This is a genomic window from Stenotrophomonas sp. LC732, from assembly GCF_052446685.1.
GTDB classification, from domain to species: Bacteria; Pseudomonadota; Gammaproteobacteria; order Xanthomonadales; family Xanthomonadaceae; genus Stenotrophomonas; species Stenotrophomonas muris.
Genome location: NZ_CP199214.1, coordinates 3,650,570 through 3,674,855 on the forward strand (window position 1 = coordinate 3,650,570; position 24,286 = coordinate 3,674,855).

General features: G+C 67.2%; 24 protein-coding genes. 7 read left to right on the forward strand and 17 right to left on the reverse strand.

Annotation, left to right across the window (positions count from 1 at the left end; translation table 11 throughout):
* Positions 1–121 precede the first annotated feature (121 nt).
* The 3 genes from ACT6SE_RS17340 to ACT6SE_RS17350 all read right to left on the reverse strand — a co-directional run bounded on the left by ACT6SE_RS17340 (position 122) and on the right by ACT6SE_RS17350 (position 2,956).
* Positions 122–700, reverse strand: a complete 579-nt coding sequence (locus ACT6SE_RS17340) for an LON peptidase substrate-binding domain-containing protein (protein ID WP_032956024.1) — start codon at positions 698–700, stop codon at positions 122–124.
* Positions 697–2,061 carry a UDP-N-acetylmuramate:L-alanyl-gamma-D-glutamyl-meso-diaminopimelate ligase gene (gene mpl / locus ACT6SE_RS17345; RefSeq protein WP_014648310.1) on the reverse strand — a complete coding sequence of 455 codons (1,365 nt, stop codon included), beginning with the start codon at positions 2,059–2,061 and terminating at the stop codon, positions 697–699. The genes ACT6SE_RS17340 and mpl overlap by 4 nt, the downstream gene beginning before the upstream one ends.
* A gap of 331 nt (positions 2,062–2,392) precedes the next feature.
* Complete coding sequence (locus ACT6SE_RS17350) at positions 2,393–2,956, reverse strand: adenylate kinase (RefSeq protein ID WP_032956019.1); 564 nt, start codon at positions 2,954–2,956, stop codon at positions 2,393–2,395.
* 136 nt (positions 2,957–3,092) lie between these two features.
* Between ACT6SE_RS17350 and ACT6SE_RS17355 the strand changes: the two genes are divergently transcribed.
* From ACT6SE_RS17355 to ACT6SE_RS17365, 3 genes are all read left to right on the forward strand, one after another.
* The gene (locus ACT6SE_RS17355) at positions 3,093–4,349 is read left to right on the forward strand and encodes a 6-phosphofructokinase (RefSeq protein WP_014648312.1); all 1,257 of its coding nucleotides are present in this window, start codon (positions 3,093–3,095) and stop codon (positions 4,347–4,349) included.
* A gap of 165 nt (positions 4,350–4,514) precedes the next feature.
* Positions 4,515–5,309 (forward strand): hypothetical protein, encoded by a 795-nt coding sequence (locus ACT6SE_RS17360; RefSeq protein WP_046432358.1) that lies wholly within the window; start codon positions 4,515–4,517, stop codon positions 5,307–5,309.
* Positions 5,310–5,429: 120 nt separating this feature from the next.
* A complete protein-coding gene (locus ACT6SE_RS17365; protein WP_014648313.1) occupies positions 5,430–5,819 on the forward strand; it encodes a DUF488 domain-containing protein in 390 nt (129 codons plus the stop codon).
* A gap of 74 nt (positions 5,820–5,893) precedes the next feature.
* On the opposite strand, the gene ACT6SE_RS17370 is transcribed toward ACT6SE_RS17365, so the two are convergent.
* The gene (locus tag ACT6SE_RS17370) at positions 5,894–6,397 is read right to left on the reverse strand and encodes a hypothetical protein (RefSeq protein WP_014648314.1); all 504 of its coding nucleotides are present in this window, start codon (positions 6,395–6,397) and stop codon (positions 5,894–5,896) included.
* Positions 6,398–6,752: 355 nt separating this feature from the next.
* On the opposite strand from ACT6SE_RS17370, the gene ACT6SE_RS17375 reads away from it, so the two are divergent.
* Positions 6,753–8,780, forward strand: a complete 2,028-nt coding sequence (locus tag ACT6SE_RS17375; RefSeq protein WP_014648315.1) for a sodium-translocating pyrophosphatase — start codon at positions 6,753–6,755, stop codon at positions 8,778–8,780.
* Between the two features lie 78 nt (positions 8,781–8,858).
* Here ACT6SE_RS17375 and ACT6SE_RS17380 read toward each other — a convergent pair whose 3' ends face one another.
* The 5 genes from ACT6SE_RS17380 to ACT6SE_RS17400 are packed head-to-tail and all read right to left on the reverse strand — an operon-like array spanning position 8,859 to position 11,814.
* On the reverse strand, positions 8,859–9,581 hold the full coding sequence (locus tag ACT6SE_RS17380; RefSeq protein ID WP_046432361.1) for an energy transducer TonB: 723 nt from the start codon (positions 9,579–9,581) through the stop codon (positions 8,859–8,861).
* Positions 9,578–10,003 carry a TonB system transport protein ExbD gene (gene exbD, locus ACT6SE_RS17385; protein ID WP_046432363.1) on the reverse strand — a complete coding sequence of 142 codons (426 nt, stop codon included), beginning with the start codon at positions 10,001–10,003 and terminating at the stop codon, positions 9,578–9,580. Before exbD ends, ACT6SE_RS17380 begins: the two co-directional genes overlap by 4 nt.
* A 9-nt stretch (positions 10,004–10,012) precedes the next feature.
* Complete coding sequence (gene exbB, locus ACT6SE_RS17390) at positions 10,013–10,741, reverse strand: tonB-system energizer ExbB (protein ID WP_014648318.1); 729 nt, start codon at positions 10,739–10,741, stop codon at positions 10,013–10,015.
* Positions 10,728–11,195 carry a YbaN family protein gene (locus tag ACT6SE_RS17395; RefSeq protein ID WP_046432365.1) on the reverse strand — a complete coding sequence of 156 codons (468 nt, stop codon included), beginning with the start codon at positions 11,193–11,195 and terminating at the stop codon, positions 10,728–10,730. The genes exbB and ACT6SE_RS17395 overlap by 14 nt, the downstream gene beginning before the upstream one ends.
* Positions 11,196–11,226: 31 nt before the next feature.
* Positions 11,227–11,814 carry a biliverdin-producing heme oxygenase gene (locus ACT6SE_RS17400; RefSeq protein WP_046432366.1) on the reverse strand — a complete coding sequence of 196 codons (588 nt, stop codon included), beginning with the start codon at positions 11,812–11,814 and terminating at the stop codon, positions 11,227–11,229.
* Positions 11,815–11,920: 106 nt separating this feature from the next.
* Here ACT6SE_RS17400 and ACT6SE_RS17405 point away from each other — a divergent pair, with 106 nt between their 5' ends.
* Positions 11,921–12,178, forward strand: a complete 258-nt coding sequence (locus tag ACT6SE_RS17405) for a DUF2789 domain-containing protein (protein WP_006390068.1) — start codon at positions 11,921–11,923, stop codon at positions 12,176–12,178.
* Between the two features lie 115 nt (positions 12,179–12,293).
* Here ACT6SE_RS17405 and ACT6SE_RS17410 read toward each other — a convergent pair whose 3' ends face one another.
* From ACT6SE_RS17410 to ACT6SE_RS17430, 5 genes are all read right to left on the reverse strand, one after another.
* On the reverse strand, positions 12,294–15,212 hold the full coding sequence (locus ACT6SE_RS17410) for a TonB-dependent receptor domain-containing protein (protein ID WP_444811033.1): 2,919 nt from the start codon (positions 15,210–15,212) through the stop codon (positions 12,294–12,296).
* Positions 15,213–15,434: 222 nt separating this feature from the next.
* Positions 15,435–16,370, reverse strand: coding sequence for a FecR family protein (locus ACT6SE_RS17415; RefSeq protein WP_046432373.1), 936 nt, complete (start codon positions 16,368–16,370; stop codon positions 15,435–15,437).
* A 105-nt stretch (positions 16,371–16,475) separates the two neighbouring features.
* Positions 16,476–16,976 carry an RNA polymerase sigma factor gene (locus tag ACT6SE_RS17420; RefSeq protein WP_014038389.1) on the reverse strand — a complete coding sequence of 167 codons (501 nt, stop codon included), beginning with the start codon at positions 16,974–16,976 and terminating at the stop codon, positions 16,476–16,478.
* An 85-nt stretch (positions 16,977–17,061) separates the two neighbouring features.
* Positions 17,062–17,553: a hypothetical protein gene (locus ACT6SE_RS17425; protein ID WP_046432378.1), complete on the reverse strand. Its 492-nt coding sequence runs from the start codon at positions 17,551–17,553 to the stop codon at positions 17,062–17,064.
* Positions 17,553–18,044, reverse strand: a complete 492-nt coding sequence (locus ACT6SE_RS17430) for a hypothetical protein (protein WP_049420880.1) — start codon at positions 18,042–18,044, stop codon at positions 17,553–17,555. Before ACT6SE_RS17430 ends, ACT6SE_RS17425 begins: the two co-directional genes overlap by 1 nt.
* Positions 18,045–18,230: 186 nt before the next feature.
* Here ACT6SE_RS17430 and ppa point away from each other — a divergent pair, with 186 nt between their 5' ends.
* Positions 18,231–18,767 (forward strand): inorganic diphosphatase, encoded by a 537-nt coding sequence (ppa, locus tag ACT6SE_RS17435; protein ID WP_005410935.1) that lies wholly within the window; start codon positions 18,231–18,233, stop codon positions 18,765–18,767.
* 152 nt (positions 18,768–18,919) lie between these two features.
* Positions 18,920–20,041, forward strand: coding sequence for an HDOD domain-containing protein (locus ACT6SE_RS17440; RefSeq protein ID WP_014038392.1), 1,122 nt, complete (start codon positions 18,920–18,922; stop codon positions 20,039–20,041).
* 59 nt (positions 20,042–20,100) lie between these two features.
* Here ACT6SE_RS17440 and ACT6SE_RS17445 read toward each other — a convergent pair whose 3' ends face one another.
* The 3 genes from ACT6SE_RS17445 to ACT6SE_RS17455 form a co-directional block, all read right to left on the reverse strand.
* Positions 20,101–20,310, reverse strand: a complete 210-nt coding sequence (locus tag ACT6SE_RS17445) for a hypothetical protein (protein WP_014648325.1) — start codon at positions 20,308–20,310, stop codon at positions 20,101–20,103.
* A gap of 169 nt (positions 20,311–20,479) precedes the next feature.
* On the reverse strand, positions 20,480–23,329 hold the full coding sequence (locus ACT6SE_RS17450) for a TonB-dependent receptor plug domain-containing protein (protein ID WP_014648326.1): 2,850 nt from the start codon (positions 23,327–23,329) through the stop codon (positions 20,480–20,482).
* 49 nt (positions 23,330–23,378) lie between these two features.
* Complete coding sequence (locus ACT6SE_RS17455) at positions 23,379–24,278, reverse strand: helix-turn-helix transcriptional regulator (RefSeq protein ID WP_032955994.1); 900 nt, start codon at positions 24,276–24,278, stop codon at positions 23,379–23,381.
* Positions 24,279–24,286 lie beyond the last annotated feature (8 nt).

Below are 24,286 nucleotides of genomic sequence, written 5' to 3' on the forward strand. Positions count from 1 at the left end.
CCATCAAGCCGAGCATAGGCTCGGCTCTACAGTAGATCAGTAGATCCACGCCGTGCGTGGATGGCATTCCACGCATGCCCCAGCGTGTGCACCAAGGTGCACACCCACCCAAGGCAGGCTGCTACGGCATCCAGCCCAGCAACTGCTGCAATCGCTGGTGCGGGTCGTCCATCTGCAGCAGCTGCAGGCGCTGCTGCTCGCTCAGCGGCAACAGCTCGGCCAGCCGCCAGCCGACCCAGCTGGCCTGGTCCAGCAACGCCGGGTTGGACGGCGCATAAGCCTCGCCGGCCTGTTCGATGATGTGCCCCAGCACCGTGGCCAGCAGCGCGTGCTGTGGTCGCAGTTCGTCGTCCGGGTCTTCCTCGCACCAGCGCACGTCGGCCACCACCAGGCCGTTGTCGCGCACGCGGGTACGCTCCACATGGAAACGGCGGGTGCCGCGCAGGCGAAGCTGCAGCACGCCATCGGCACCGACATCGAAGTCTTCGATGCGCACCTGCACACCGTAGGCCGCCGGCGTCGCCGGTGCGCCGACTTCCTCGCCATCGAGGATCAGGCAGACACCGAACCCCTCACCACTGCGGCCGCTGTCGCGGACCAGGTCCAGATAGCGGCGCTCGAAAACACGCAGGCCCACCGCCGCACCCGGCACCAGCGTGGTGTGCAGCGGAAACAGCGGCAGCGGGCTGTCGACGCTCATCGGGCCTGCAACGCGGCGAGGAAGCGGCGCGGGGCGCCGTCGAAGCCACCGTTGGACATGAACACCACGTGGTCGCCGCTACGCACGCTGGACTGCAGCTGCGCCAGCAATGCGTCGGTATCCGGCACCGCGTGGGCGTCACCACGTACCGCAGCGATCACCGCAGCGGCATCCCAGGCCAGTTCCGGGCGATGCAGGAACACCACTTCATCAGCCAGCGCCAGCGACGGTGCCAGTGCCTGCGCATGTGCGCCCAACCGCATCGAGTTGCTGCGCGGTTCCATCGCAACCACGATGCGCGCATCGCCGACCCTGGCACGCAGGCCCTCCAGCGTGGTGGCGATCGCGGTGGGGTGATGGGCGAAATCGTCGTAGACGGTGATGCCGCCATGGCTGCCGATCACTTCCATGCGGCGCTTGACGCTGCGGAAGCGCGCCAGCGCCGGGATCACCGTGGCCGGCGCCACGCCCACTGCATGCGCAGCGGCCAGCGCGGCCAGCCCGTTGAGCACGTTGTGGCGGCCCAGCAGCGACCACTGCACGTCGCCCAGCGCCTGCCCACGATGGTGCACGCGGAACGCGCTGCCATCGGCGGCCAGCAGCTCGGCATGCCACTCCAGCGACGGATCGAAACCAAACCGCTCGACCGGAGTCCAGCAGCCCATCGCCAGCACTTCGGCCAGGCGCTGATCCTCGCCGTTGACGATCAGCCGCCCACGTGCGGGCACGGTACGCACCAGGTGGTGGAACTGGCGCTGGATCGCCGCCACGTCCGGGAAGATGTCGGCGTGGTCGTATTCAAGATTGTTGAGGATGGCCACCAGCGGCCGGTAGTGCACGAACTTGCTGCGCTTGTCGAAGAAGGCCGTGTCGTACTCATCGGCTTCGACCACGAACTCGCGGCCCTGGCCCAGGCGCGCGGAGACTCCGAAATCCTCGGCGACGCCGCCGATCAGGAAGCCGGGCGAGCGCCCTGCACTTTCCAGCAGCCAGGTGAGGATGGTGGTGGTGGTGGTCTTGCCATGGGTACCGGCCACGGCCAGCGTGTCGCGGCCCGGCAGCACCTGCTCGGACAGCCACTGCGCGCCGGATATATAGCGCTGGCCGGCATCGAGCACGGCTTCCACGGCGGCATTGCCGCGCGACAGCGCGTTGCCGATCACCACCTCGTCGGTGCCGGCCGGCACGCTGTCGGCACGGTAGCCCTGGTCCAGGGTGATGCCCAGCTGTTCGAGCTGGGTCGACATCGGCGGGTAGATGGCCTGGTCGCTGCCGCTGACGGAATGCCCGAGTTCCCGCGCCAGGGCGGCCACGCCGCCCATGAAGGTGCCGGCAATTGCAAGGATATGTACGCTGCTCATGACCGAGGATTGTGACCGATGACGGCTGTATAGGGCCAATGTCCGCTATCGGGTAAGACAACCCCTACACGGGATGTGAGAAAACTCCAATCAGCTGTCAGGGAATTCCCGATAGCGATGTTCTGTGAACCCGGACACAATTCGAACTGCCAGCCGCAGTACCCGAACCGGTCCTACTCCCCAAGAGGCCATCCCCAAGGGAGCTCATGCTGCGGGGCCCTGAGCAAGCACTTCGCTGGCGCCTGTCAAACGACACAGGCCTGATCCTCGCGGACCAGGCCTGTGTTTTTTTGCGCCCGGGGAGCCGGCAATTCGCGCCGGCCCGGCCGGATCAGGCCTTGATCGCCGCCAGGATGCGGGCTTCGATCTCGTCCAGCTCACCGACGCCATCGACGCGGGCCAGGGTGCCACGGCCGGCGTAGAAATCGACCACCGGGGCGGTCTGCTCGTTGTAGACCTGCAGGCGCTGGCGCACCGCTTCCGGATTGTCATCGGCGCGGCCCTGCTCCTTGGCACGACCGGCGATGCGATCCACCAGCAGCTCGGTGGCCACGTCCAGCTGCACCACGGCGTCCAGCGGCTGGCCGATCTTGGCCAGCAGGCCGTCCATCGCATTGGCCTGGGCCACGTTGCGCGGGTAGCCATCGAGGATGAAGCCCTTGGCGACATCAGCCTGGGTCAGGCGCGACTCCAGCATGCCCAGCAGGATGTCGTCCGACACCAGGTTGCCGGCATCCATCACCGTCTTGGCCTGCTTGCCCAGCTCGGTGCCGGCGGCGATTTCCGCGCGCAGCATGTCACCGGTCGAAATGTGGGCGATGCCCAGCTTTTCCTTCAGGCGCGTCGCCTGTGTCCCCTTGCCCGAACCGGGCGGTCCCAACAGAACCAATCGCATTGACCTGACTCCAACGTGTTGAAAACAAAGAAGGTTCGCGTCCCGGACGGTCCGGTATCGCTGCACCGCAATAGCGCCACTTTACCGCATCCGGGTAATGTCCCTGCAATGTCCCCTCCCCCGAGCAGGTAGAAGCATGCGCAACGGTACTCTCCTTTATGCCCAGTCCGGCGGTGTCACCGCCGTCATCAACGCCACGGCGGCGGCGGTGATCGAGCAGGCGCGGGCCAAGGGCATCAAGGTCCTGGCCGCCCGCAACGGCATCCTCGGCGCCCTGCGCGAGGAGCTGATCGACACCAGCAAGGAGAGTGCCGCGGCCATCCGCGCGCTGGCCCATACCCCAGGCGGTGCCTTCGGCTCGTGCCGGGTCAAGCTGAAATCGCTGGACGCCGACCGCGCCCGCTACGACCGCCTGCTGGAGGTGCTGCGCGCGCACGACGTGCGCTGGTTCCTCTACAACGGCGGCAACGACTCGGCCGATACCGCGCTGAAGGTCTCGCAGCTGGCCAAGGCCTCCGGCTACGACCTGACCTGCATTGGCGTGCCCAAGACCATCGACAACGATCTGGCGGTGACCGACACCTGCCCCGGCTTCGGCTCGGCGGCCAAGTACACCGCCGTCTCGGTGCGCGAGGCGGCGCTGGACGTGGCGGCGATGGCCGAGACCTCCACCCGCGTCTTCATTTACGAGGCGATGGGCCGCCACGCCGGCTGGCTGGCCGCGGCCGCCGGCCTGGCTGGCAACGGTGATGACGAAGCACCGCACATCATCCTGCTGCCCGAGCGCGCCTACGACGAGGCCGCATTCCTGGCCAAGGTGAAGGCCGTGGTCGAGCGCGTCGGCTACTGCGTGGTGGTGGCGTCGGAAGGTATCGCGACCGCAGATGGCCGCTTCGTCGCCGACGCAGGCGGCGGCAAGGACTCGTTCGGTCACTCGCAGCTGGGCGGCGTGGCCGCGCACCTTGCTGCACGGGTCAAGGATCAGCTGGGCCTGAAGGTGCACTGGGCGCTGCCCGACTACCTGCAGCGCTCGGCCCGCCACCTGGCCAGCAGGACCGACTGGGAGCAGGCACAGGCGGTCGGCAAGGCCGCCGTGCAGCTGGCACTGAAGGGCCAGAACGGCGTGATGCCGGTGATCGTGCGCAGCAGCGATGCGCCCTATCGCTGGAAGATCGAAGCAGCCCCGCTGTCGAAGATCGCCAACCACGAGAAGAAGATGCCGGCCGGCTTCATCCGCCGCGATGGCTTCGGCATCACCGCCAAGGCGCGCGCCTACCTGTCGCCGCTGATCAAGGGCGAAGCGCCGCTTCCCTATGGCACCGACGGCCTGCCGAAGTACGTGACACTGAAGAACGTGGCGGTGAAGCAGAAGCTGCCGGCCTTCGAGGGCTGAAGTGTGCCTGCGTCCTGTGCGGCGCACAGGGCGCATTGCGGCGGCCGCCGAAGCGCCCCACAATCGGGCTCCGGCCCGGGGCAAAGGGGCCGCTGCAAGCCAGATTCGACGCTGCCCGGCCCTCAAGGCCCGGGCCCGTGCTGCCATTTCACAAGGACTGTAACCATGAAGCACCCGATCCTGATCGCCGCGCTGCTGTGCGGTGCTGCCGCGCCGGCCTTCGCTGCGACCTGCGAAAGCAACTTCCAGAAGAAGGGCAATCCCTTCGTCGGCACTACCTTCACTTCATCGGTCACCCATCCTGACCTGACCGTGGCCAGCGCCATCGGCCAGATGCGGGTAATCGCCAAGAACGCCAACATGGACGTCCTCAGCGAGGACGTGGAAGGCGGCTCGATGCTGATCGAAGAGCCGGAATCCATGGCCCACAAGCCGATTCCGATGATCATCAGTGCCACCTCCGAAGGCGGCCAAGGCACCGTCGGCATGGTGGTGAAGGTCAACAAGGGCGCCATCGCCCCGGCCGACGGCGTGCGCGAAGAAATGTGCAAGCTGCTCAACCAGATCAAGCCAGGCAAGGCGGGCGAACAGGCGGCCAAGGCCACTCCGCAGGCCTCGGTGGTGACCATTGCCGCCGACCGCTTCGGCTTCCAGCTGCGCAACCAGAACAAGGACAACCCGGCCGCGGTCGAGCCGCGCTACAAGGGCAAGACCTACGCCATCACCGGTCGCATCACCACCGTGCTGCGCAGTGGCGGCACCTACAACACCAGCTTCGACCTGCCCAGCGATGGCAGCATCGATTTTGAGCGTGTGGCCATTTCCTGCTCGTTCGCAGCCAACCAGGCCGCGTATGCGCTGGCCCTGCGCCCGCGCGAGAAAGTCACGCTGACCGGCGTGGTCGACAGCTACGACCAGATCGGTCGGGTGTTGTGGCTGAAGGACTGCCGCGGCAACTGACCGCTGCCGGCATGGGAAAAGGCCCGGGTGCGCAGGCGCCTGGGCCTTTTCGTTTCCCCAGCGGTTCACGTCTGGCGCACGTGCATCGCAGGATGATGGACGCCCCGCCTGGAGGTCATCATGGCACTGCGTGTTGTTCGTCTCGGCAGCCCGCGCCAACCCGGTGAGGGCCTGCGCATCGGCACCGTGCGGCGACCACCGCGCGGCGTGCCCCGCAGCGAATTCGCGAAACGGGACTGGTACGACGTCTGGTTCCCGACTCTGTCACCCAGCGCGGAGCTGGTGAAACAGGCCCATGAGGCGAAGACCGCCGCCGACTGGACTGCGTTCTTCCGCCACTACAAGGCCGAGATGAAAGCGCCCGATGCCGCGCACGCGCTGGACCTGCTGGCCGCGATGTCGCAGCACAGCGACCTCAGCGTGGGCTGCTACTGCGAGGACGAAGCGCATTGCCATCGCAGGGCGTTGCGCGAGCTGCTGGTGGCGCGCGGGGCGACGCTGGCGGAGTGAGATCAGCCGGATGCCGGCCAGCGGCCGGCACTACCTCCCGTGGACGACTGCGTGGGCGCAGCGCACGCATCATCTCAGTTGCAGGCCTTGCCTTCCATCTGCAGCTGCGCGGCGAACATCGTCACCTGCGGAATCTGGCCGGCTGCCGCCTGCTTCTTGGCCTCTTCCAGATAGATGCGCGACTGGCCCTGCCCATCCAGCTCGACCTTGTTGCTCGACGGCAGGCGCCACACCCGCACCACCGCCTGCTGCGCCGGGCATGCCGCGTTGGGCACGCGGATCACATCGTTGAGCTTCCAGCCCTTGTCGGCACTCGGCTGTGCCTTGGTGTAGTCGACGAAGCGCGCACGTGGCTGGCATTGCTCGCTGGTACGCACGGCGGAGAAGCGGTACGGGGCGGCGGCATCGCCGGTGAACGCACCTTCCAGGCGTGCGCAGGCCTCGGGAATCTGCCGCAGCGTATGCACCGCGCCCACCGCCTGGGGTGCGCCCACGGCACGCTGCAGCTCCGGGGTTTCCGCAGCGAGTGCCGGCACGGCCGGGGCCAGGGCGGCGAGCATCAACAGGGACAGGCGCATGGGGGATCTCCATCGGGACTCCGCGCAGGCTTGCAGAGGCTGGCTTAACGGGGTGCAAAGGCCGGTGGCTCGCAAATCATGCCCTTGCCTGGCGGCGGGTCCGCGCGCATGTCGACGCGTTCATTGGCAGGGCGCCCACGGGTCATGCGGCGCGGCTCCCACGGGCCAGTCGAGCATGGCTCGACTCTACAAAGAGCGGCACGCATACTGCGGGCACCAGGGAATGCTGAACACCGCCATACGTCGGACGACCACCAAGGTCGGTACGGGTTGGTTCCAGGCTGCAGCCCGTCGTCCCCCTCGTGGTGCCGTTCATCGCCACTGGATGCCTACATCCATTCTGCGGAGGGGTCTAATGCTGGAACGTCACGGGCTGTCACTGGCGCTGGGCTGCGCCATTCTCGCGATCCTGTTCGGAATCGTCTCGGCGCGCTGGATCCTGCGCCAACCCACCGGCAATGAGCGCATGGTTGCGATCGCCACCGCGATCCAGGAAGGTGCGCGTGCCTACCTCAACCGTCAGTACCTGACCATCGGCATCGCCGGCGTGGTGCTGTTCGTGCTGGTCGGGGTGTTCCTCAGCTGGTACACCGCGATTGGTTTCGCGGTCGGTGCGGTGCTGTCCGGCGCCGCCGGCTACATCGGCATGAACGTGTCGGTGCGCGCCAACGTGCGCACCGCGGAGGCGGCGCGCCAGGGCATCAGCGCGGCGATGGACGTCGCCTTCCGCGGCGGCGCGATCACCGGCATGCTGGTGGTCGGGCTGGGCCTGCTGGGCGTGGCAGGCTACTACGCACTGCTGCTGCGCATGGGCCTGCCGATGGAGCAGGCGCTGCACGCGCTGGTCGGGCTGGCGTTCGGTTCGTCGCTGATCTCGATCTTCGCGCGGTTGGGCGGCGGCATCTTCACCAAAGGAGCCGACGTCGGCGCCGACCTGGTCGGCAAGGTCGAAGCCGGTATTCCCGAAGATGATCCGCGCAACCCGGCGGTGATCGCCGACAACGTCGGTGACAACGTCGGTGACTGCGCCGGCATGGCCGCCGACCTGTTCGAGACCTACGCGGTGACCGTGATCGCCACCATGCTGCTGGGCAGCCTGATGCTGGCCGAGGCCGGCGCCAACGCGGTGCTCTACCCGCTGGTGCTGGGCGGCGTATCGATCATCGCCTCGATCATCGGTGCGCTGTTCGTCAAGGTGAAGCCGGGCGGCTCGATCATGGGTGCGCTGTACAAGGGCGTGATCGTCTCCGGCGTGCTGGCGGCGATTGCGTTCTATCCGATCACCACCGGGCTGATGTCCGACAACGTGCATGGGCCGATGGCGCTGTATGGCTGCGCGTTGATCGGGTTGGTGCTGACCGGGCTGATCGTGTGGATCACCGAGTACTACACCGGCACCCAGTACAAGCCGGTGCAGCACGTGGCGCAGGCCTCGACCACCGGCCATGGCACCAACATCATCGCCGGCCTAGGCATTTCGATGAAGTCCACCGCGCTGCCGGTGGTGGCGGTGTGTGCGGCGATCTGGGGAGCCTTCGCGCTGGGCGGCCTGTACGGCATCGCCATCGCCGCTACTGCGATGCTGTCGATGGCCGGCATGATTGTCGCCCTCGATGCCTACGGCCCGATCACCGACAACGCCGGTGGCATCGCCGAAATGGCCGAGCTGCCCTCGGAGATCCGCGACATCACCGATCCGCTGGATGCAGTGGGCAACACCACCAAGGCAGTGACCAAGGGCTATGCGATCGGATCGGCGGCGCTGGCCGCACTGGTGCTGTTCGCCGACTACACCCACAACCTGCAGGCGGCCAATCCCGGCCAGGAGTTCCGCTTCGATCTCAGCGACCACACGGTGATCATCGGCCTGCTGATCGGCGGCCTGATTCCCTACCTGTTCGGTGCGATGGCGATGGAAGCGGTCGGCCGCGCCGCCGGTGCGGTGGTGGAGGAAGTGCGCCGCCAGTTCCGCGAGATCCCCGGCATCATGCAGGGCACCGGCAAGCCCCAGTACGACAGGGCGGTGGACATGCTGACCCGCTCGGCGATCCGCGAAATGATCGTGCCGTCATTGCTGCCGGTGGCGGTGCCGGTGGTGGTCGGCTTGCTGCTGGGGCCACGCGCGCTGGGCGGCCTGCTGATCGGCACCATCGTGACCGGCCTGTTCGTGGCCATTTCGATGACCACCGGCGGCGGTGCCTGGGACAACGCCAAGAAGTACATCGAGGATGGCCACTTCGGCGGCAAGGGCAGCGAGGCACACAAGGCGGCAGTGACCGGCGACACCGTCGGCGATCCGTACAAGGACACCGCCGGCCCGGCGATCAATCCGCTGATCAAGATCATCAACATCGTGGCGCTGCTGCTGGTGCCGCTGTTGTAGATCCGCGCCATGCGTGGATGACGGCCTCGATGGGGTCAGAGCCCTTTCCTGCGGAAAGGGATCCGACCCCACCGTCAATCACCGCCCACGCAGGAAGAACGACACCGGCACCATCACTTCCACCGGGTCGCCGGCCATTTCGGCCGGCGGCGCCGGCAGCGGGCTGGCCCGCTGCACGGTGTCCAGCGTCTCCTGGTCGAGCAGCGCGAAGCCACTGCTGCGGCCCAGTTTCAACCCCGAGACCGCGCCATCGCGGGCCACGGCAAAGCGCACGTAGACCACGCCCTGCTGGCGCAGCCGCTCGGCCTGGCGTGGATAGCGCCGGTGCTGCTGCAGGTGCCCGAGCAGGCGTCCTTCCCAGGTCGCCTCGGCACGACTGCGCTCACCCGCCGTGGTCTGCGGCGCGGTGTAGCGTGCGGCAGCGTCGGCGGCCACCTGCGGCGGTGCGCTGGTCTGCGCGACGTTGGCATCGGCGCTGTCCGGCGCGGGCGCTGGTTCCGGCGCTTCTGGCGGAGGCAGCTCACCCTGCGGCTGCACGGGTGCCTTGGGTTGCTCACGCACGGCTGGCGCTGGCGCCTGCTGCCGCTGCTGTTGCTGCTGCAGCGGCCCGGTGGCGACCTCGCGCGGCGGCGCCGGCGGTGCCTGCGCCATCGGCGCCAGCTCCAGCGTCAGCGCTGCCGGGGGAGCCGTTGCAGCCTGCACCGGTGCGCGCGCCACCCACCAGCAGGCCGCGCCGATCAACAGCGCGTGCACCAGCAGTACGATCGCCAGGCTGGTCGCCCAGCGCCGCAGTCCGCTCATTGCGTGCGCTGCTCCAGGCCGACCAGTGCCACCTTCAGGTAGCCCGCCGCACGCAGCGCATCCAAGGTGGCCATCAGTTCGCCGTAGGGCACGCGGGTGTCGGCGCGCAGGAAGATGCGTTGCGCGGTATCACTGTGGGTGGCCACCTGCAATGCAGCCGCCAGCCCGTCACGCGCCACCGCCTGCTCGCCGACGCGCAGCGACAGGTCGGCCTGCACGGTCACGTACACCGGTGCCTGTTCCGGCGGCGCGGCATTGGCGCTGCTGGCCGGCAGCTGCACCGGCACCGACACCGTGGCCAGCGGTGCGGCCACCATGAAGATGATCAACAGCACCAGCATCACGTCGATGAAGGGCGTGACATTGATCTCGTGCGCTTCTTCGGGGGCATCGTCGCGGTCGGACGCGGTCCTGATCGCCATCGTCGCGCCTCAGTGCACCGCGCGCAGCGGCGCCGCAGCGGCACGCGGGACGGCACGATCAAGATCGCGCGACACCAGCTGCTGCACGGCCGCCGACAGATCGCCGAGCAGCCCCCGCAGGCCGGCCAGCACGCGGCTGAAATGGTTGTAGACCAGCACCGCGGGAATCGCCGCGACCAGGCCGAGCGCTGTCGCCAACAGGGCCTCGGCGATGCCGGGCGCAACCACCGCCAGGCTGGTGGTGTTGCTGTGGGCGATGCCGATGAAACTGTTCATGATGCCCCACACCGTACCGAACAGGCCGACGAACGGCGCCACCGCGCCGATGCTGGCGAGCGCGCCGATACCGCGCCGCTGCACGCGCGCGGTTTCCAGCTCGATGCGCTCCAGGCGCGAGGCGACGCGCTCCTTGATGCCGTCGTGGCTGTCCAGCTCCTGCGACAGGCGCAGTTCGGTGCGTGCAGCATCCAGCATCGTCAGTGCGGCGCCCTGTTGCAGGGTCGCTTCTTCGCTCTGCGTCGGCAGCTGTGCGGACTGCAGCAACAGCGCGCGTGCCGCACGCAGCTGCCGGGCCTGCCGCGCCAGCTCCCAGCCCTTGGCCAGCAGCACGGTCCAGGTGGCCAGCGACGCCAGTGCCAGCGCGATCATCACGGCCTTCACCACCACGTCGGCGGCCAGGTACATGCCCCACGGAGTCAATGCGGGGGCGGCCACAGGGGCCAGGTCAGCAGGCAGCATCGTCTCGGTTTCCATCAGCATCAGGGGTCGCTGCGCGACGGCGGGTCGCACGCGGATCATTGGCGTCGTCCACTTCCACGGCCGGATGGGGCTGCAGCCGCGGCGCGGGTCGGCTGAGCACGTAGCCGGCGCTGACCGCGAAGAACAGGCCCACGCCCAGCAGCAGGCGCCACGACGGGTGCGCTCCCCAGCAGAACAGCGCAAAACCCACGGCCATGCCGGCACTGGCGAACGCCTTGCCCTTGCGCGACACCGCACCCTGCTCACGCCACAGCCGCAGTGACGGGCCGTAGCGCGGATGCGCCAGCAGGCGCTGCTCGAACTTCGGCGAGCTGCGTGCGAAGCAGCCCACGGCGAGGATCAGGAAGATGGTAGTCGGCATCACCGGCAGCAACGCGCCGATCACCCCGAGGACGACCATCAACCATCCCAGCGCGAACCAGAGCCAACGCATCAGCGCTGCATCCGCAGGCGGGCACCAGGCATCAGGCGAATTCCACTTCGACGTGGCCGTGCACGCTGCGGAACGCGGCGTCGGCCGCATCGATCACCTGCTGCTCCTGCCTGGCACTCAGCGGTACCGCGTCCAGCGCATCGGTGAACTCGCGCCAGTGGCGCGCCGCGCCATCCGGATGCGCGGCCAGGTGGCGGGCGCCGAAATCACGATCCAGGCCGAGCCTGGCGGCCATCTTGTACAGAATGGTGCCGCCGAGGTTGGACCCTTCGGCCACATACAGCCACCCCAACGCGGCGGGCAGTTCCAGATCGGACGGCAACGCCGCGATGTCGGCCCCGGGCAGCGTCTGCTCCAGATCCTGCAGGTCGCGCGCCACCTGGGCCAGGCGGCGGCGCTCGCCCAGGTCCGGCAGCAGTGCGTCCAGCGCAGGGTTGGCATACAGCGCATCGATGCTGCGATGGAAGCGGTACTGCACGCGCAGGAACCGGGCGAAGTTGCTGCGGTCGGCGAAGATGTCACCGGCCATGATGCGCTTGTCCAGGGCGCCATGGCTGTCGCGGGTGGCGACCTTGAGCCGCAGGCTGCGGCTGTCTTCAGGGGCGATATGTGCGTTCATGGGGGATGCCAAGGGGGTCGTCCTGCTGTAGACGTTCGCCACGGGGCTTTCCCCAAGGCTATGTGCGCCGATAATGGCGCATCCCTTCTTACCGCAGGAACCGACGATGATCACCACCGAACCGCGCATGACCAACCTGTTCCTGCAGCTGGGCCTGGACGCCAGCGCCGAGGGCATCGCCCGCTTCATCCGCGAGCACCAGCTGGCCACCGATGTGGAAGTGGTCGAGGCACCGTACTGGAACGATGCGCAGCGCCAGTTCCTGTCCGAGTCGCTGCAGGCCGATGCGGCATGGACCACCGTGGTGGATGAGCTGAACGAGTCGCTGCACGAGGACGCGGTGAAGGCGGCGACGGGGCTGTAAGCGGGGTATCCCGCGCTGTTGGGGTCAGAGCCCTTTCCACAGGAAAGGGATCCGACCCCGCCGCTCGCCCTTTCCGGAGGAAAGGGATCCGACCCCAGCGCTCATCCGCGACCGATCAGTACTTCCAGGTCAGCGCCAGCCGCGCGGTGCGGCCCGGTGCCGGCATCACGCCCAGGGCCAGCGGGTCCAGGTAGTAGCGGTCGGTCAGGTTGTCCACGCCGGCTTCCACCGAGAGCTGGTCGTTGAAGCTCCAGCTGGCGAACAGGTCCACCAGCGTGGTTGGCCGGTACAGCTGCTGGATCGCCGACAGGCCCACGTTCCAGTCCTTGTCCAGCTTGCTGATCGGGCCGGCGTTGTGGACCACGCGGGTGCCGAAGGTCAGGCGCTCGTCGAACAGGCGCGAGCCCAGGGTCAGGTTGACCATGTAGCGCGGTGGGTTCTGGGTATTGGTGTACGAGCCCTCGAAGCCGCCGTCCACGCAGTCGGGCGTGTTGGCCAGCTCGCCGTTCCTGCGCTGCGCCCCATAGGCACGGCGCTCGGCGGCGATGTCCGGCGCGCAGGTCTTGGCCTTGAAGTAGTAGTGCGCGGACAGATCGGCAAATACCTTGCCGCTGTCATAGCTGGACTGGAACTCCATGCCCGAGACCTTGAACTGGTCGACGTTGCGGATCAGGCCCGCCGACAGCGTGCGGTAGTCACGGGTGATCAGGTCGTCGATACGGGTATCGAAATACGCCAGCTTCAGCGCCAGGCGGTCGCCGGCAGTGAACAGGTCGTAGCGGAGGGTGCTGGCGCCGATTTCCCAGCTGCGCGCGCGCTCCGGCTTAAGCTCGCCCACCGGTTTGGCGGCGGTGAGCAGGCCCAGCGTGGTCTCGAACAGGCTCGGCAGCTTGGTGCCTTCGGCGTACTTCACGTAGACCATGGTGTCTTCGCTGAAGCGATAGGCCACGCTGGCGGTCGGCGAGAACGCGCTGTCGCGGCGGCGGATCGGCTGCGACCAGCTCCAGCTGACCGGCACTTCCAGATCCTGCGCCTTGCCAGCGTCGTAGAAGTTCCAGCCACCGATGTCGGCCACCGTGCCCTTCTTGTACGGCGAGGCCAGCAGCGATTCCCGGGTGAAGTTGCCGTTGGCATCCGGGTACCAGTTCAGCAGCGCGATGCGCTTGGCCCGCCACGACGGCAGCGCCGGGTTGCCATTGAGCAGTTCGGTGTAGCGGTACTGTCCCTGCACTTCATAGGCATCGGGCGTGGCCAGGCGGTTGCGGTCATGTACATCCACGCGGTTCCAGCGGCCGCCGGCCAGCAGTTCCCAATGCTCATCGGGCTGCCACTTCAGCGAGGCCACGGCGCTGTACTCCTTGCGCTCGGCGTTGCGCAGGAAACGGTTGTTGACCAGGTCATCGTGCATGACCGGCCCCGAACTGCCCGGCGCGATGTCTTCGTCGCTGTAGGACAGTCCGTAGTCGAGGGTGAACGCACCGGCGCGGGTGTCGAACCTGGAGGTATTACTGGCATCCAGGCCGAAGCGTTTGTGCCGCAGCGGATTGCGGTAGGCATCCTTGTAGCCGGGGTCACCGCTGAAGCTGGGCGCGTCATACCACTCGGTGCGGCGGTCGAAGTACCACGGGGTGATGCCGGTCAGGCTGTTGTACATCACGCTGTCGGTGTCGGTGTACGCGGCGTTGACGCGCAGGTCGATCAGCTCGCTGTCCGGATTGAAGCGGTAGCGCAGGCTGTAGCTGTCCATGTCGACGTGGCCCGGATCCCACTGTGGAATGCGGTCACGATCCACGCGGATGATCTGCGAGGCCATGATCTCGCCGGCAGTGCCTTCATAGCGGCGATAGCCGGCTTCCAGCGTCTGCGTGTCGTCGATGCGCCAGGTGCCCTTGAGCAGCGCCGACTTCGAGCGCGAAGAGGTATTGAAAACGTCGGTGCGCGGCGGATTCAGCGGCGCCAGCGTGCGCCGATCCTGCGGGAAGTCGTCGTAGCCATGGCGGCCGGAGAAGTAGTTGCCGTTGTCACGGTAGGCGTAAGCGGCGACCAGATCGAAGCGGTCCCAGTGCCCTGCGGCGGCCACGTTGAAGAACTGGCTGCCGGTGGCGCTGCGATCGGTGCGCGGTGCCGCACTGTAGGACGGCAGGCTGTTGGCACTGCCATTGGCCAGGCCGCCGCGCACGCGCACGCCGACGTCGCGGCCCTCGCGCAGCACGTCACCGATCTTCAACGTCTCCATCTCGACCACGCCGCCGATGCCACCGGACGCGTTGGCCTGCAGGCTCGGCCCCTTGGTGATGGTCAGGCTGGAGATCAGGTCCGGGTCGAGGTAGGTGCGCTGCGACTGGCCGGCGTAGCCACGGTAGGTATCCATGCTGGACTGGCCACCGTCGATGATCACCGGCACGCGGCCCTGGCCCTGGATACCGCGGATGTTGACGTCGAAGCCGTTGCCCACGCGCGGATCACCGGCGGTGACACCGGCCACACCCTTGACGATGTCGCCGTTGGAGGTGCCGCGGAAACGCTCCAGATGCGTGCGATTGAGCGTGGTGGTCGAACCCACGCTGCGATAGCTGTCGAGCAGGCGTGCTTCATCACTGGTCGCGCCGCTCCCGACGCGGTCGCCGGCCACACTCAGCGTGTCGGTGACGATCACACCACTGTCGGCCTGCAACGGCGTTGCCGCTTCCAGGGTGACCGCATCGGCGCTGACCCGGCGCACTGCCAGGCCACTGCCCTGCAGCAGCTGCTGCAGCGCCTCGTTGGCCGACAGGCTGCCGCCGACCGCGCGAGAGGTTACGCCACGTGCCAGCGATGCGGGATAGACCACCTGCACACCGGACTGGCGCATGTAGCTGCGCAGCGCGTCATCCAGCGGTTGCGCCGGAATATCGAAGCGCAGCACGGCCGCGTGGTCGCTGCTGGCGCTCTGCGCCAGTACGGACGGCGCGGCACTGGCCAGGCCGGCGGCGAGCAACGCGATGCACAGGCGGGACGGGCGCAGCACGCGGCCCGGGCGATGGAAGTCGAACATGGGGGAACCTGTCAGGTAATCGGTGCCGCGAACGCGGCGTCATCCGCAACACGGGCGGACACGGCGACGTACGTGGCGGCGGCGGGTACGTTCGCGGAGTAAGACGGATGAAAGCGTGGCAACCCCAAGGGGATTTGCAGTCGAAGCAGGTGCCGACGGTTGCGTGGCTGGTTGCAGTGGTGGGTGCCGACCGTTGGTCGGCACCGGGGCAATGGCGTGAATCTACCGATGGACGATGGCGACGCCGAGCGGCAGCCGGGTCACCTGCAATCCAGCCGTCGCGGCCAGCGCATCCAGCGCCTGTTCCGGGCGGTCGATGCGCAACGCCGCGCTTACCGCCGGCAGCTGCGATAGATCACCACGCACGAAGGTCGGGCCAGCGCGATAGCGCCCCACCCATTGCACCGCGTCAGCGACGCGGGCCTGTTCCAACAGCAGCTCGCCCTGACGCCAGGCGCCGACGCTGTCGGCCGCAACGTCCCCCAATCGCCTCACACCACTGTGTTCACCGTAGGCCGCGCGCTGGCCCTGCTGCAGGTAGGTCCAGCCACCGTCAACCGGGCTGGCCATCCGTACCCTGCCCTGCCCGACCTGGGTTTCCACCTGGTCGCGGCCCCGCGCCACGGTGAAGGCGGTCGAGATGTCCTCGACCACGCCATTGCCGGCGCGCACGCTGAAACGTCGCTGCGCATCCGGACTGACCTCGAACCAGGCACGCCCGCGCAACAGCTCGACCTGGCGGGCGTTCGCATCAAAGTGCACGGCAATCGCACTGTCGGCGTCCAGCACCGCACGGCTGCCATCAGGCAGCAGTACGTTCTGCACCTGGTGCGTGCTGCGGTGATCGGACTGCAGGCGCAGCCACGCCTCCGGCCATGCCACCAGCATCGCCAGCATTGCCGCCGCAGCCATGGCCCAACGCCGTCGGCGCGGGCGTCGACCAGCCACGCGGGCCGGCTGCGCTCGCGGCCCGACGCTGCGCCACAGCGCGCGCTCGTGTTCGAAGGCCCTGCGGTGCCCCGGCTGTTGCAGCCAGTGTTCGAACGCCTGCATGCGCGCGTCGCTGATATCGCCCGAGGCCAGCCACGCGATCCAGTCCCGGGCCTGCTCGGCCAGGGCATCGTCATTGGCGGCAGGCAGCATGTTCGGCGGGCTCATCGGCTGGCGGACAGGCGCATTCAAGCGCGGGGCGGGGGAACTGGACCGCATCCACGGTCCAATGATCAAGACGTTTGCGCGAAGGCCAGCCCCAAGGCGGCGCGATCATCGGCCGCTGCGGGCCCAGGCCAGGCGCTGCAGCGCGGTGCGTACGTGATTCTCCACCGTGGTCACCGATACCCCAAGGCGGCGTGCGATCTCGGCCTGGGTCAGGCCCTGAAGGCGGTTGAGCCGGAAGATGGTGCGGGTCGGCTCCGGCAGATGGCCGGCCGCGTCGAGTACCCGCTGCAGCTCGTCCTGCGCCATGGCCTGCTCTTCGGTGGAGATCACCTCGTCCGGCCCCCACAGGTAGTGATCGGCCAACAGGCGGTTGCGCCGGGTCGACTCGCGGCCGTGGTCGGTGGCCAGGTTGGCGGCCAGCCGGTACAGATAGGCGCGCGGATTGTCGATGGCCTGGCTGTCATCGACCCCACGGGCCTTGAACCACACCGCCTGGATCACGTCCTCGGCGCCGTTGTCGCCCCCCAGAATACGTTGCACCCGGCGCAGCAGCGCTGGCCGCTCGCGGATCAGCAGTTCGGTGAGGGAGGCAGCATTGGAGGACATGCGCGGAGCCGGGACGACAGACGGGAGGCGCCGCGCATCCTACTCTGCAAATGCGAATCAGTCACGTTCTCATCAGTCACGAGACCTACAGGCAATCAACCAGCGCGTCGTAGGTATTGCTTGTCGTGCCGGGCAACGGCGCGTGCAACGCGTCAAACCCATCCCCCATTTCCCACACCTGCAGCAGGGTTTCCAGGCGTGTCCCAGTTGCCAGCGGCAGCACGCAGGCATAGCGTCCGCGGTTGACCTTGATCAGGCCGCTGGGCTTTACCCAGGTGTCGCTGCCGGCGAATGTCCACACACACTGGACAACCACCCCCGTGGCCTGTTCCACGGAACAGCGCAGGCGCATGGCCCACAGATTGATGTACTGCCCCTCGCAGAAGGTATCGCCACACACCTCATCGAAGCCACGCACCAGTTGCCGCTCGGCAGCCAGGAAACGCTCGTGGCCGCCCCCCGGGCCGGTGTAATCGCGCGCATCGACGAACGCCGGCGCAGCCTGCACGGCACCGGCGTACAACAGGCCGACAGACAGCACGCCGCACAACAGCCAGCATCTACGGAAGCTGCCCATCAGCCCACCCTCCCCTGCGTGCGCAGGCATTCAGGCAGCCCATCGAAGATGCCGTGGTCACGCCCGGGCAGAGGCGCGACCAGGCCGCCCGGCGCTTCCAGTGAGGCATAGAACGCCTCGACTGGCACCCCGGGCTGCAATTCGATCGGGCAGACCCAGCTGCCGTTGTCGACCTGCACCTGTCCCGTATCGGGCTGTACTTCCAGTTCGCTGGCCGCCACCACCAGGACGCAGCGCTGCACGGTGCCCCGATGGGCCAGCACGGCACAGCGGAACTCCATCACCCGGTAATTGCTGTAGTCACCTTCACAGAAGGTGTCGGCACACAACGCGGCGAATTCACCGGCGACCGCGTCCTCCAGCGCAAAGGCCCTTTCCCACGCGGTCTCATCGCTGGGGTAGTCAATCAGGTTGACGTGCGCCCCCCGCGCGAACGCGGGCAGCGGTGCCAGCAGCAACAGGGCGTAACAGCCCAAACGATTCCAGTTCATGGCAAGGCTCCTTGGTATGGATCTCCAGCCTGCCGAGGGGACCGGGTGGAACCCATCGGGAAACCCCGCCCTGGCCCTCCGCCAGGGCCGAGCGCGCGGGTCGGCCCTGCCCTACGCTGCACAGCGCCCGGCAAAGGCATAAAATGGTGAGCTATCCGTCTATATCCCCCCCACCTGGAGCACACCATGGGTCTGGAACTCGTCTCGCCCGGCAAGAACCCGCCGGAAGAAATCAACGTCATCATCGAGATCCCGAAGGACTCGGAGCCGGTGAAGTACGAAGTGGACAAGGAAACCGGCGCGATCTTCGTCGACCGCATCCTCTCCACCCCGATGCGCTACCCGTGCAACTACGGCTACGTGCCGAGCACGCTGTGTGGCGACGGCGATCCGGCCGACGTGCTGGTGGTGCTGCCGCTGCCGCTGGTGCCGGGCTCGGTCGTGCGCTGCCGTCCGGTCGGCGTGCTGAAGATGAGCGATGAGGCGGGCAGCGACGAGAAGATCCTGGCCGTGCCGGTCTCGAAGATCTTCAGCGGCTACGCCCACGTCGAAGACATCGCCCAGGTCTCGAGCCACTGGCTGGAGCGCATCGGCCACTTCTTCGAGCACTACAAGGACCTGGAGAAGGGCAAGTGGGTCAAGCTGGACGGTTGGGGCGGCGCCGCTGAGGCCAAGCAGATCCTGATCGAGGCGCACCAGCGCCATCTCGACAGCAAGGCCTGAGCCTGAACCGGATCGCTCCGGCGGTACCCTGCCGGAGCGATGCGGGTCACGTTTCATGACGACGGCACATCACTCTTGCTGCCGTATTAGGTAAATTGCGTCACTTCACACGTCATCGACATCCATCGTCGAGACAGCCAGGGGAATGTGTCGTGCGTATTCTGCTTGTTGGGGATGCAGCCAGCCTGCCGGCCGAGCTGACCGAATTCATTGCCGATCTTGGGGAAGACTGGCAGCCGTTGACCGCCACCGATGGCCAGGCCGCGATGACCGCGGTGGCCACGCAGGGCGTGGACGCGGTGATCGTCTGCCCGCAATTGCCGGATCTCAATGCCACCACGCTGCTGGGGCAGATCCGGACCTTGCGCCCGGAGACCATCCGCATCGCGCTGGTCGATGCGCAGCATGGCAACCGGCCGCCGCCGGCGCGCCTCATTGGTGTCGCCCACCGCTTCCTACCGCTGCCGCTGGCGCCGGAAGTGCTGCTGGAGGCACTGACCAGCCTGGAAGAACTGCGCGAAGTGCTGGACAGCCCGCGCCTGCGCGATGCCATCGGCCGTATCGAGAAACTGCCCTCGCCGCCGCACCTGTACCTGAGCCTGACCCAGGCCCTGGAACATGACGACGACGCCGACAGTGCCGATGTCGCCAAGCTGGTCGCCGCCGATCCGGCGATCGCCGCCAAGGTGCTGCAACTGTCGAACTCGGCCTTCTTCAGCCAGGGCCGCACCATTGCCGACCTGCGCACCGCCGTGACCCGGTTGGGCCTGGCCACGCTGCGTGACCTGGTGCTGGCCAGCGAAGTGTTCTCCGCACCGACGCTGTCGGCCGCCGAGCGCAACTCGCTGCAACAGCGCGCACTGCTGGCCTCGCGGCTCGCCGCACGCCTGCTGCCCGAATCCAGTGCCGAACTGGGAGCGACTGCCGCGCTGCTGGCCGACATCGGCCTGCTGCTGCCGGGTGTGCGCAACGAGCGCAGCGAGCCCTCGCTGGCCGGCGACACCCGCCCTGGCCATGCCGAGGCCGGCGCCTACCTGCTGGGCCTGTGGGGCCTGCCGATGCCGATCATCGAAGCGGTGGCCTTCCACCTGCAGCCGCAGCGCGCCAACACCCGCAGCTTCTGGGTGACCGGTGCGGTGCACGTGGCCTTGGCGCTGGTCAATGGCGATCCGGTGGACGAGGACTACCTGCAGCGCGCAGGCGTGCTGAACAAACTGCCGCAATGGCGCGAACACGCCAATGCGCTGATGGGACTGGTGCCCAGCGACGCCTGAGCGCGTTGTATGATGTCCGGATGACAGAGGGCGCACCCACAAGGTGCGCCCTTTCCATGTCAGCGGGTACCGCAGGCGTCCTGCACGCAGCGACGGTACTGCGACTCGCAGATGACCGGTGACTTGCCACTGGCCAGGCACTGCTGGCGGAACTCCTCGCAGTAGAGCCCACCGCCGCAGACCCCGAGGCCCTGCGCGAACACCGCGCCCACCAGCGTTGCGTAGATCAATGCAGCGGCGGATGCCTGCCGCAGCAACGTGTTCTTCATATCCCTCTCCACATGCAAGCGTCCGGTAGTGGACCTCCTGACTGTGTTGATTACGACACGACGGGACCGTGACTGCGCTCACCTTCCAACAATTTCCGGAATTCCCCTACAAGAAAAAGGGCGGACCTTGCGGTCCGCCCTCCTTCTGTTGCTACCGCACTTCGATGAATCAGAAGCGCTGGGTGTACTTCATGTACAGGAAGCGACCCACGTCGAAGCCGCCGTAGTAGGCGAACGCCGAGTTCGGAGCCGAGTACTGCAGGGCACCCTTGTGGTCGAACACATTGTTCGCGCCCAGGGCGATGGTCGCATCCCACGGCGCCTTCCAGCTGACCTGCAGGTCGTGGAAGGTGTTGGAACCGGTGTGACGCAGCGGATCGGTCTCACCGTTGGCCATGTGGTTCGGAGCATCGCACCAGCCGTCAGCCAGCGAGATGCAGCTTTCCTTCATGCCCGAGTAGTAGCGCGCGGTGTAGTTCACACCGAAATCGCCGTACTGCCAGTTGACGCCCAGGTTCGAACGCACGCGGAACAGGCCCGGCTCGCTGACGCGGCCGACCATGATGTTGTCGCCCGCGCTGTTCTGGCGCTGCTCGTCGTACTTGGCGGTGTAGCTGGTCTGCCAGTCGATGCTGAACTGACCAATGGCCAGTTCCGGCAGGCGGTACTTGATGCCCAGATCGTAGCCCTGGGTTTCCATCTTGCCGAGGTTGGCGGTGCCGTAGGTGATCGCACTGACGTGGCCGTCAGCCGCACGGGTCACGCTCGAGCAGCGCGAAGCGTTACCCAGCACGTAGCAGTCACGCAGGATGCGGTCGACGCTGTCAGCGATGATCATGTCGCTGATTTCGTACTTGTACCAATCCAGCGACACGTCCAGGCCCTGCACCCAACGCGGGCTCCACACCAGGCCGAAGGTGGTGCTCTTGGAGGTTTCCGGCTTCAGGTTCGGATTGGCACCCGAGATGAACTGGTCACCCGACTGGCACGGCAGGGTCGAACATTCCTTGCCTGCCTGGCCCAGCTGCACGTAGTTGGCCGGCACGCCTGCGCCGGAGCACGCGGCATTGCCTGCAACGCTGCCCGGAGCCTTCACGCCGCACGGATCGATGTAGGACTCGAAGCTCGAGCTCAGGCCACCGTACAGGTCGCTGATGGTCGGAGCGCGGAAGCCCTCGGCGTAGGTGCCGCGGACCAGCAGTTCATCCAGCGGACGCCAGGTCAGGCCGAACTTGCTGTTGGTGGTGCCACCGAAGTTGCTGTAGTCCGAATAACGGCTGGCAACGTTCAGGGTCAGTTCCTTGGCGAAGGCCATGTCGGCCAGCAGCGGCACGTTCAGTTCGAGGTAGACCTCGTTCAGATCGTACTGGCCGCGGGTCGGCTTCTGGCCCAGGCCGGTGGACTGACCCGACTGTGCGAAGGCGTCCGGCACGTAGCTGCCTTCTTCCTTGCGGTGCTCGACACCCAGGGCGAAGCCCAGGTCGCCGGCCGGCAGGGTCACGATGGCGCCCGACAGGTTGGCGGTGAAGCTGGTGGTCTTGGTGACGCCACGGGTGGTGAAGGTCGGGAACAGGAAGTCCTGCAGCTCCTGGTTCGCCAGCGAGCCCTGACCCTCAACGCCGTACGGCAGCAGCGGGTTCCACGGACGGCAATCGCCCAGGATCGGGTTGGCGGCGGTGCCGCAGCGGGCAACGCCGCCGGCATCGATGAACGACGGGCCCAGCGCCTGACGCGCGCCGATCAGGCTCATGTCACCGCGGTTGCTCTTGATCGACTCGTTGCGGTTCCACAGCGCGCCGACATCCCAGTCGAAGGTCTTGCCACCCAGCTCGAAGAAGCCGGTCAGGGTCGGAGCGAAGCGCAGGGTCTTCAGCTGGCTGTCAGTGGTACGCGGCACTTCCCACAGGCGGCGGCGGAAGCTGACGTCCTGGCCAACCGGGTTGAAGGCGCTGTCTGCCGACAGCGGGGTGTTGATCGACTTGGAAGCGGACTGGTACGGATAGCCGGCGATCTGCTGGAACGTCTGGCGCTCGTTGTAGAGCACGTCGGTGTTCAGGCTGATCGAATCGGTGAAGTCGTAGGTGCCGTTGATGTAGACCGACTTGCGCTTCACACCGGTCAGCAGGGTCATCTGCTCGTTCGAGTTGGCGAACTCGTCTTCGGTGATCGCGTGGTAGTCGTTCGGGTTCTTCGGATTGCCACCCGGGTTCAGGGTCTGCCACACCGCGCTCGACTTGCTGCAGTCGTACAGCTTCGGGTTGCACCAGCTGCCGTTCTGGCTGATCGGGCTCCAATCAGCCGAGGTGGAGTTCGGACCCAGCGAGCCGTCACGGCTGTACCAGCGGTCCTTGGCCCACACCGGATCCTGCTTCGAGTACTCGGCCGACAGGGTAAGGCTGCCGCGCTCACCGCGGGCACCGAGGGTCATCGAATAGGTTTCGCTGTCGCCGTCGCCCTTGCCGTACTGGCCGACGTAGACATTGGCTTCGCCGCCGTCGAAGTTCTTGCGGGTGATCACGTTGACCACGCCGGCAATGGCGTCGGAACCGTAGATCGACGAGGCGCCGTCCTTCAGGATCTCGATGCGCTCAACGGCCGACATCGGGATCTGGCTCAGGTCCTGCAGACCCGAGGTCGAAGCGCCCAGGCGCTTGCCGTTCATCAGCACCAGGGTGCGCTCGGCGCCCAGGTTGCGGATGTCGACGTAGTAGCCGCCCACGTTCTCGCCCGAAGCCAGCGACTCCGAACGCGAAATGGCCGGGGAACCGGCCGAGGTCAGGTTGTTCAGCACGTCGGCGACGCTCGAGAAGCCCTGCTTTTCCAGGGATTCGCGGGTCATCGTCAGGATCGGCTGCTGGGTCTCCACCGAGGCGCCGCGGATGCGCGAGCCGGTGACCGAAATGCGGTCCAGGTCGGTGGTGCCCTTTGCTTCCTGAGCCGAAGCAAAGGCCGGCGCCAGCGCCAGCGCAATGCCGGCCGGCAGCAAGCCGAACCGCACTGCGGGATTACGAACGTTCATCTATCTCTCCAAGGTACGTGTTAGCAGCGTGTTAAAACACCCCAGCACGTTACGATTGCGTTGCAGCGCTGTATTTGCGCGAACCAACCGGAGACTTTGCGGATTGTGGCGGGAGCAAGCCGCCGTTCTCCCTGAAGCGCGACGCGGACTGGCCGTAGCGGGCGCGGAACGCACGCGCGAAGCTGCAGCAGTTGTCGAAGCCGCTGGCGGCGGCGACCTCGCCCACCATCATGTCGGTGTCGCGCAGCAGGTCGGCGGCGCGTTCGAGGCGCAGTCGTGCCGAAAGCGACTGCGGGCTTTCCTCGTACAGGCTCTGGAAGGTCTTGGAGAGGTACCAGCTGGAGAAGTTGGTCAGTTCGGCCAGTTCGCCGATGCGCACCACCCGGTGGCTGTTGCCTTCCAGATAGAGGCGCGCACGCTGCATGCGGCCGAACACCTGGCGCTTGCGGCTGCGCGAGCGGCCTGGGCAGCGCTGCACGTTGTCGGCCAGGCCACGCTGCAGGCCAGCAAGGTGCAGCAGCAGCGGACGCAAGGCCTGGGCCGGCTGGCCGCTGGCCAGCGCATCGCGCCACAAGCGCAGCGCAACGCGGGCGTCACTGCGGTTCATGCGGCCACGACCGGCATACAGGCCACAGTCGGCCATCTCGGTCAGCACGCGAAGCGCTTCAACGTTCAGGTTCAGGCCAACGCACAACCCGTTGCGACCGGCCTGCACCAACGGCCGCGATTCCTTCTCGAAGGCGATCCACTCGCCCTGGCGCAGGCGGAATCGTCCTTCCTTGGCCTCCACCCACGAACTGCCACGCACCTGCATCCAGACAGTGAAGCTGGAGCCGGCGGTCTGCAGGCTGCCCAGCCGGGCCACGCCCAGGCAGGTCGGCGTGACATCGTCGAGCGACCGGTCCAGGGAGACGGTTTGGCCGCGATCGGCCAGCGAGAGTTGACGCATGGGGGCAC

Coding starts and splice junctions, on each gene's coding strand:
- ACT6SE_RS17340 (WP_032956024.1), bottom strand. CDS start 700: ATGAGCGTCGACAGCCCGCTGCCGCTGTTTCCGCTGCACACCACGCTG.
- mpl (WP_014648310.1), bottom strand. CDS start 2,061: ATGAGCAGCGTACATATCCTTGCAATTGCCGGCACCTTCATGGGCGGC.
- ACT6SE_RS17350 (WP_032956019.1), bottom strand. CDS start 2,956: ATGCGATTGGTTCTGTTGGGACCGCCCGGTTCGGGCAAGGGGACACAG.
- ACT6SE_RS17355 (WP_014648312.1), top strand. CDS start 3,093: ATGCGCAACGGTACTCTCCTTTATGCCCAGTCCGGCGGTGTCACCGCC.
- ACT6SE_RS17360 (WP_046432358.1), top strand. CDS start 4,515: ATGAAGCACCCGATCCTGATCGCCGCGCTGCTGTGCGGTGCTGCCGCG.
- ACT6SE_RS17365 (WP_014648313.1), top strand. CDS start 5,430: ATGGCACTGCGTGTTGTTCGTCTCGGCAGCCCGCGCCAACCCGGTGAG.
- ACT6SE_RS17370 (WP_014648314.1), bottom strand. CDS start 6,397: ATGCGCCTGTCCCTGTTGATGCTCGCCGCCCTGGCCCCGGCCGTGCCG.
- ACT6SE_RS17375 (WP_014648315.1), top strand. CDS start 6,753: ATGCTGGAACGTCACGGGCTGTCACTGGCGCTGGGCTGCGCCATTCTC.
- ACT6SE_RS17380 (WP_046432361.1), bottom strand. CDS start 9,581: ATGAGCGGACTGCGGCGCTGGGCGACCAGCCTGGCGATCGTACTGCTG.
- exbD (WP_046432363.1), bottom strand. CDS start 10,003: ATGGCGATCAGGACCGCGTCCGACCGCGACGATGCCCCCGAAGAAGCG.
- exbB (WP_014648318.1), bottom strand. CDS start 10,741: ATGCTGCCTGCTGACCTGGCCCCTGTGGCCGCCCCCGCATTGACTCCG.
- ACT6SE_RS17395 (WP_046432365.1), bottom strand. CDS start 11,195: ATGCGTTGGCTCTGGTTCGCGCTGGGATGGTTGATGGTCGTCCTCGGG.
- ACT6SE_RS17400 (WP_046432366.1), bottom strand. CDS start 11,814: ATGAACGCACATATCGCCCCTGAAGACAGCCGCAGCCTGCGGCTCAAG.
- ACT6SE_RS17405 (WP_006390068.1), top strand. CDS start 11,921: ATGATCACCACCGAACCGCGCATGACCAACCTGTTCCTGCAGCTGGGC.
- ACT6SE_RS17410 (WP_444811033.1), bottom strand. CDS start 15,212: ATGTTCGACTTCCATCGCCCGGGCCGCGTGCTGCGCCCGTCCCGCCTG.
- ACT6SE_RS17415 (WP_046432373.1), bottom strand. CDS start 16,370: ATGAGCCCGCCGAACATGCTGCCTGCCGCCAATGACGATGCCCTGGCC.
- ACT6SE_RS17420 (WP_014038389.1), bottom strand. CDS start 16,976: ATGTCCTCCAATGCTGCCTCCCTCACCGAACTGCTGATCCGCGAGCGG.
- ACT6SE_RS17425 (WP_046432378.1), bottom strand. CDS start 17,553: ATGGGCAGCTTCCGTAGATGCTGGCTGTTGTGCGGCGTGCTGTCTGTC.
- ACT6SE_RS17430 (WP_049420880.1), bottom strand. CDS start 18,044: ATGAACTGGAATCGTTTGGGCTGTTACGCCCTGTTGCTGCTGGCACCG.
- ppa (WP_005410935.1), top strand. CDS start 18,231: ATGGGTCTGGAACTCGTCTCGCCCGGCAAGAACCCGCCGGAAGAAATC.
- ACT6SE_RS17445 (WP_014648325.1), bottom strand. CDS start 20,310: ATGAAGAACACGTTGCTGCGGCAGGCATCCGCCGCTGCATTGATCTAC.
- ACT6SE_RS17450 (WP_014648326.1), bottom strand. CDS start 23,329: ATGAACGTTCGTAATCCCGCAGTGCGGTTCGGCTTGCTGCCGGCCGGC.
- ACT6SE_RS17455 (WP_032955994.1), bottom strand. CDS start 24,278: ATGCGTCAACTCTCGCTGGCCGATCGCGGCCAAACCGTCTCCCTGGAC.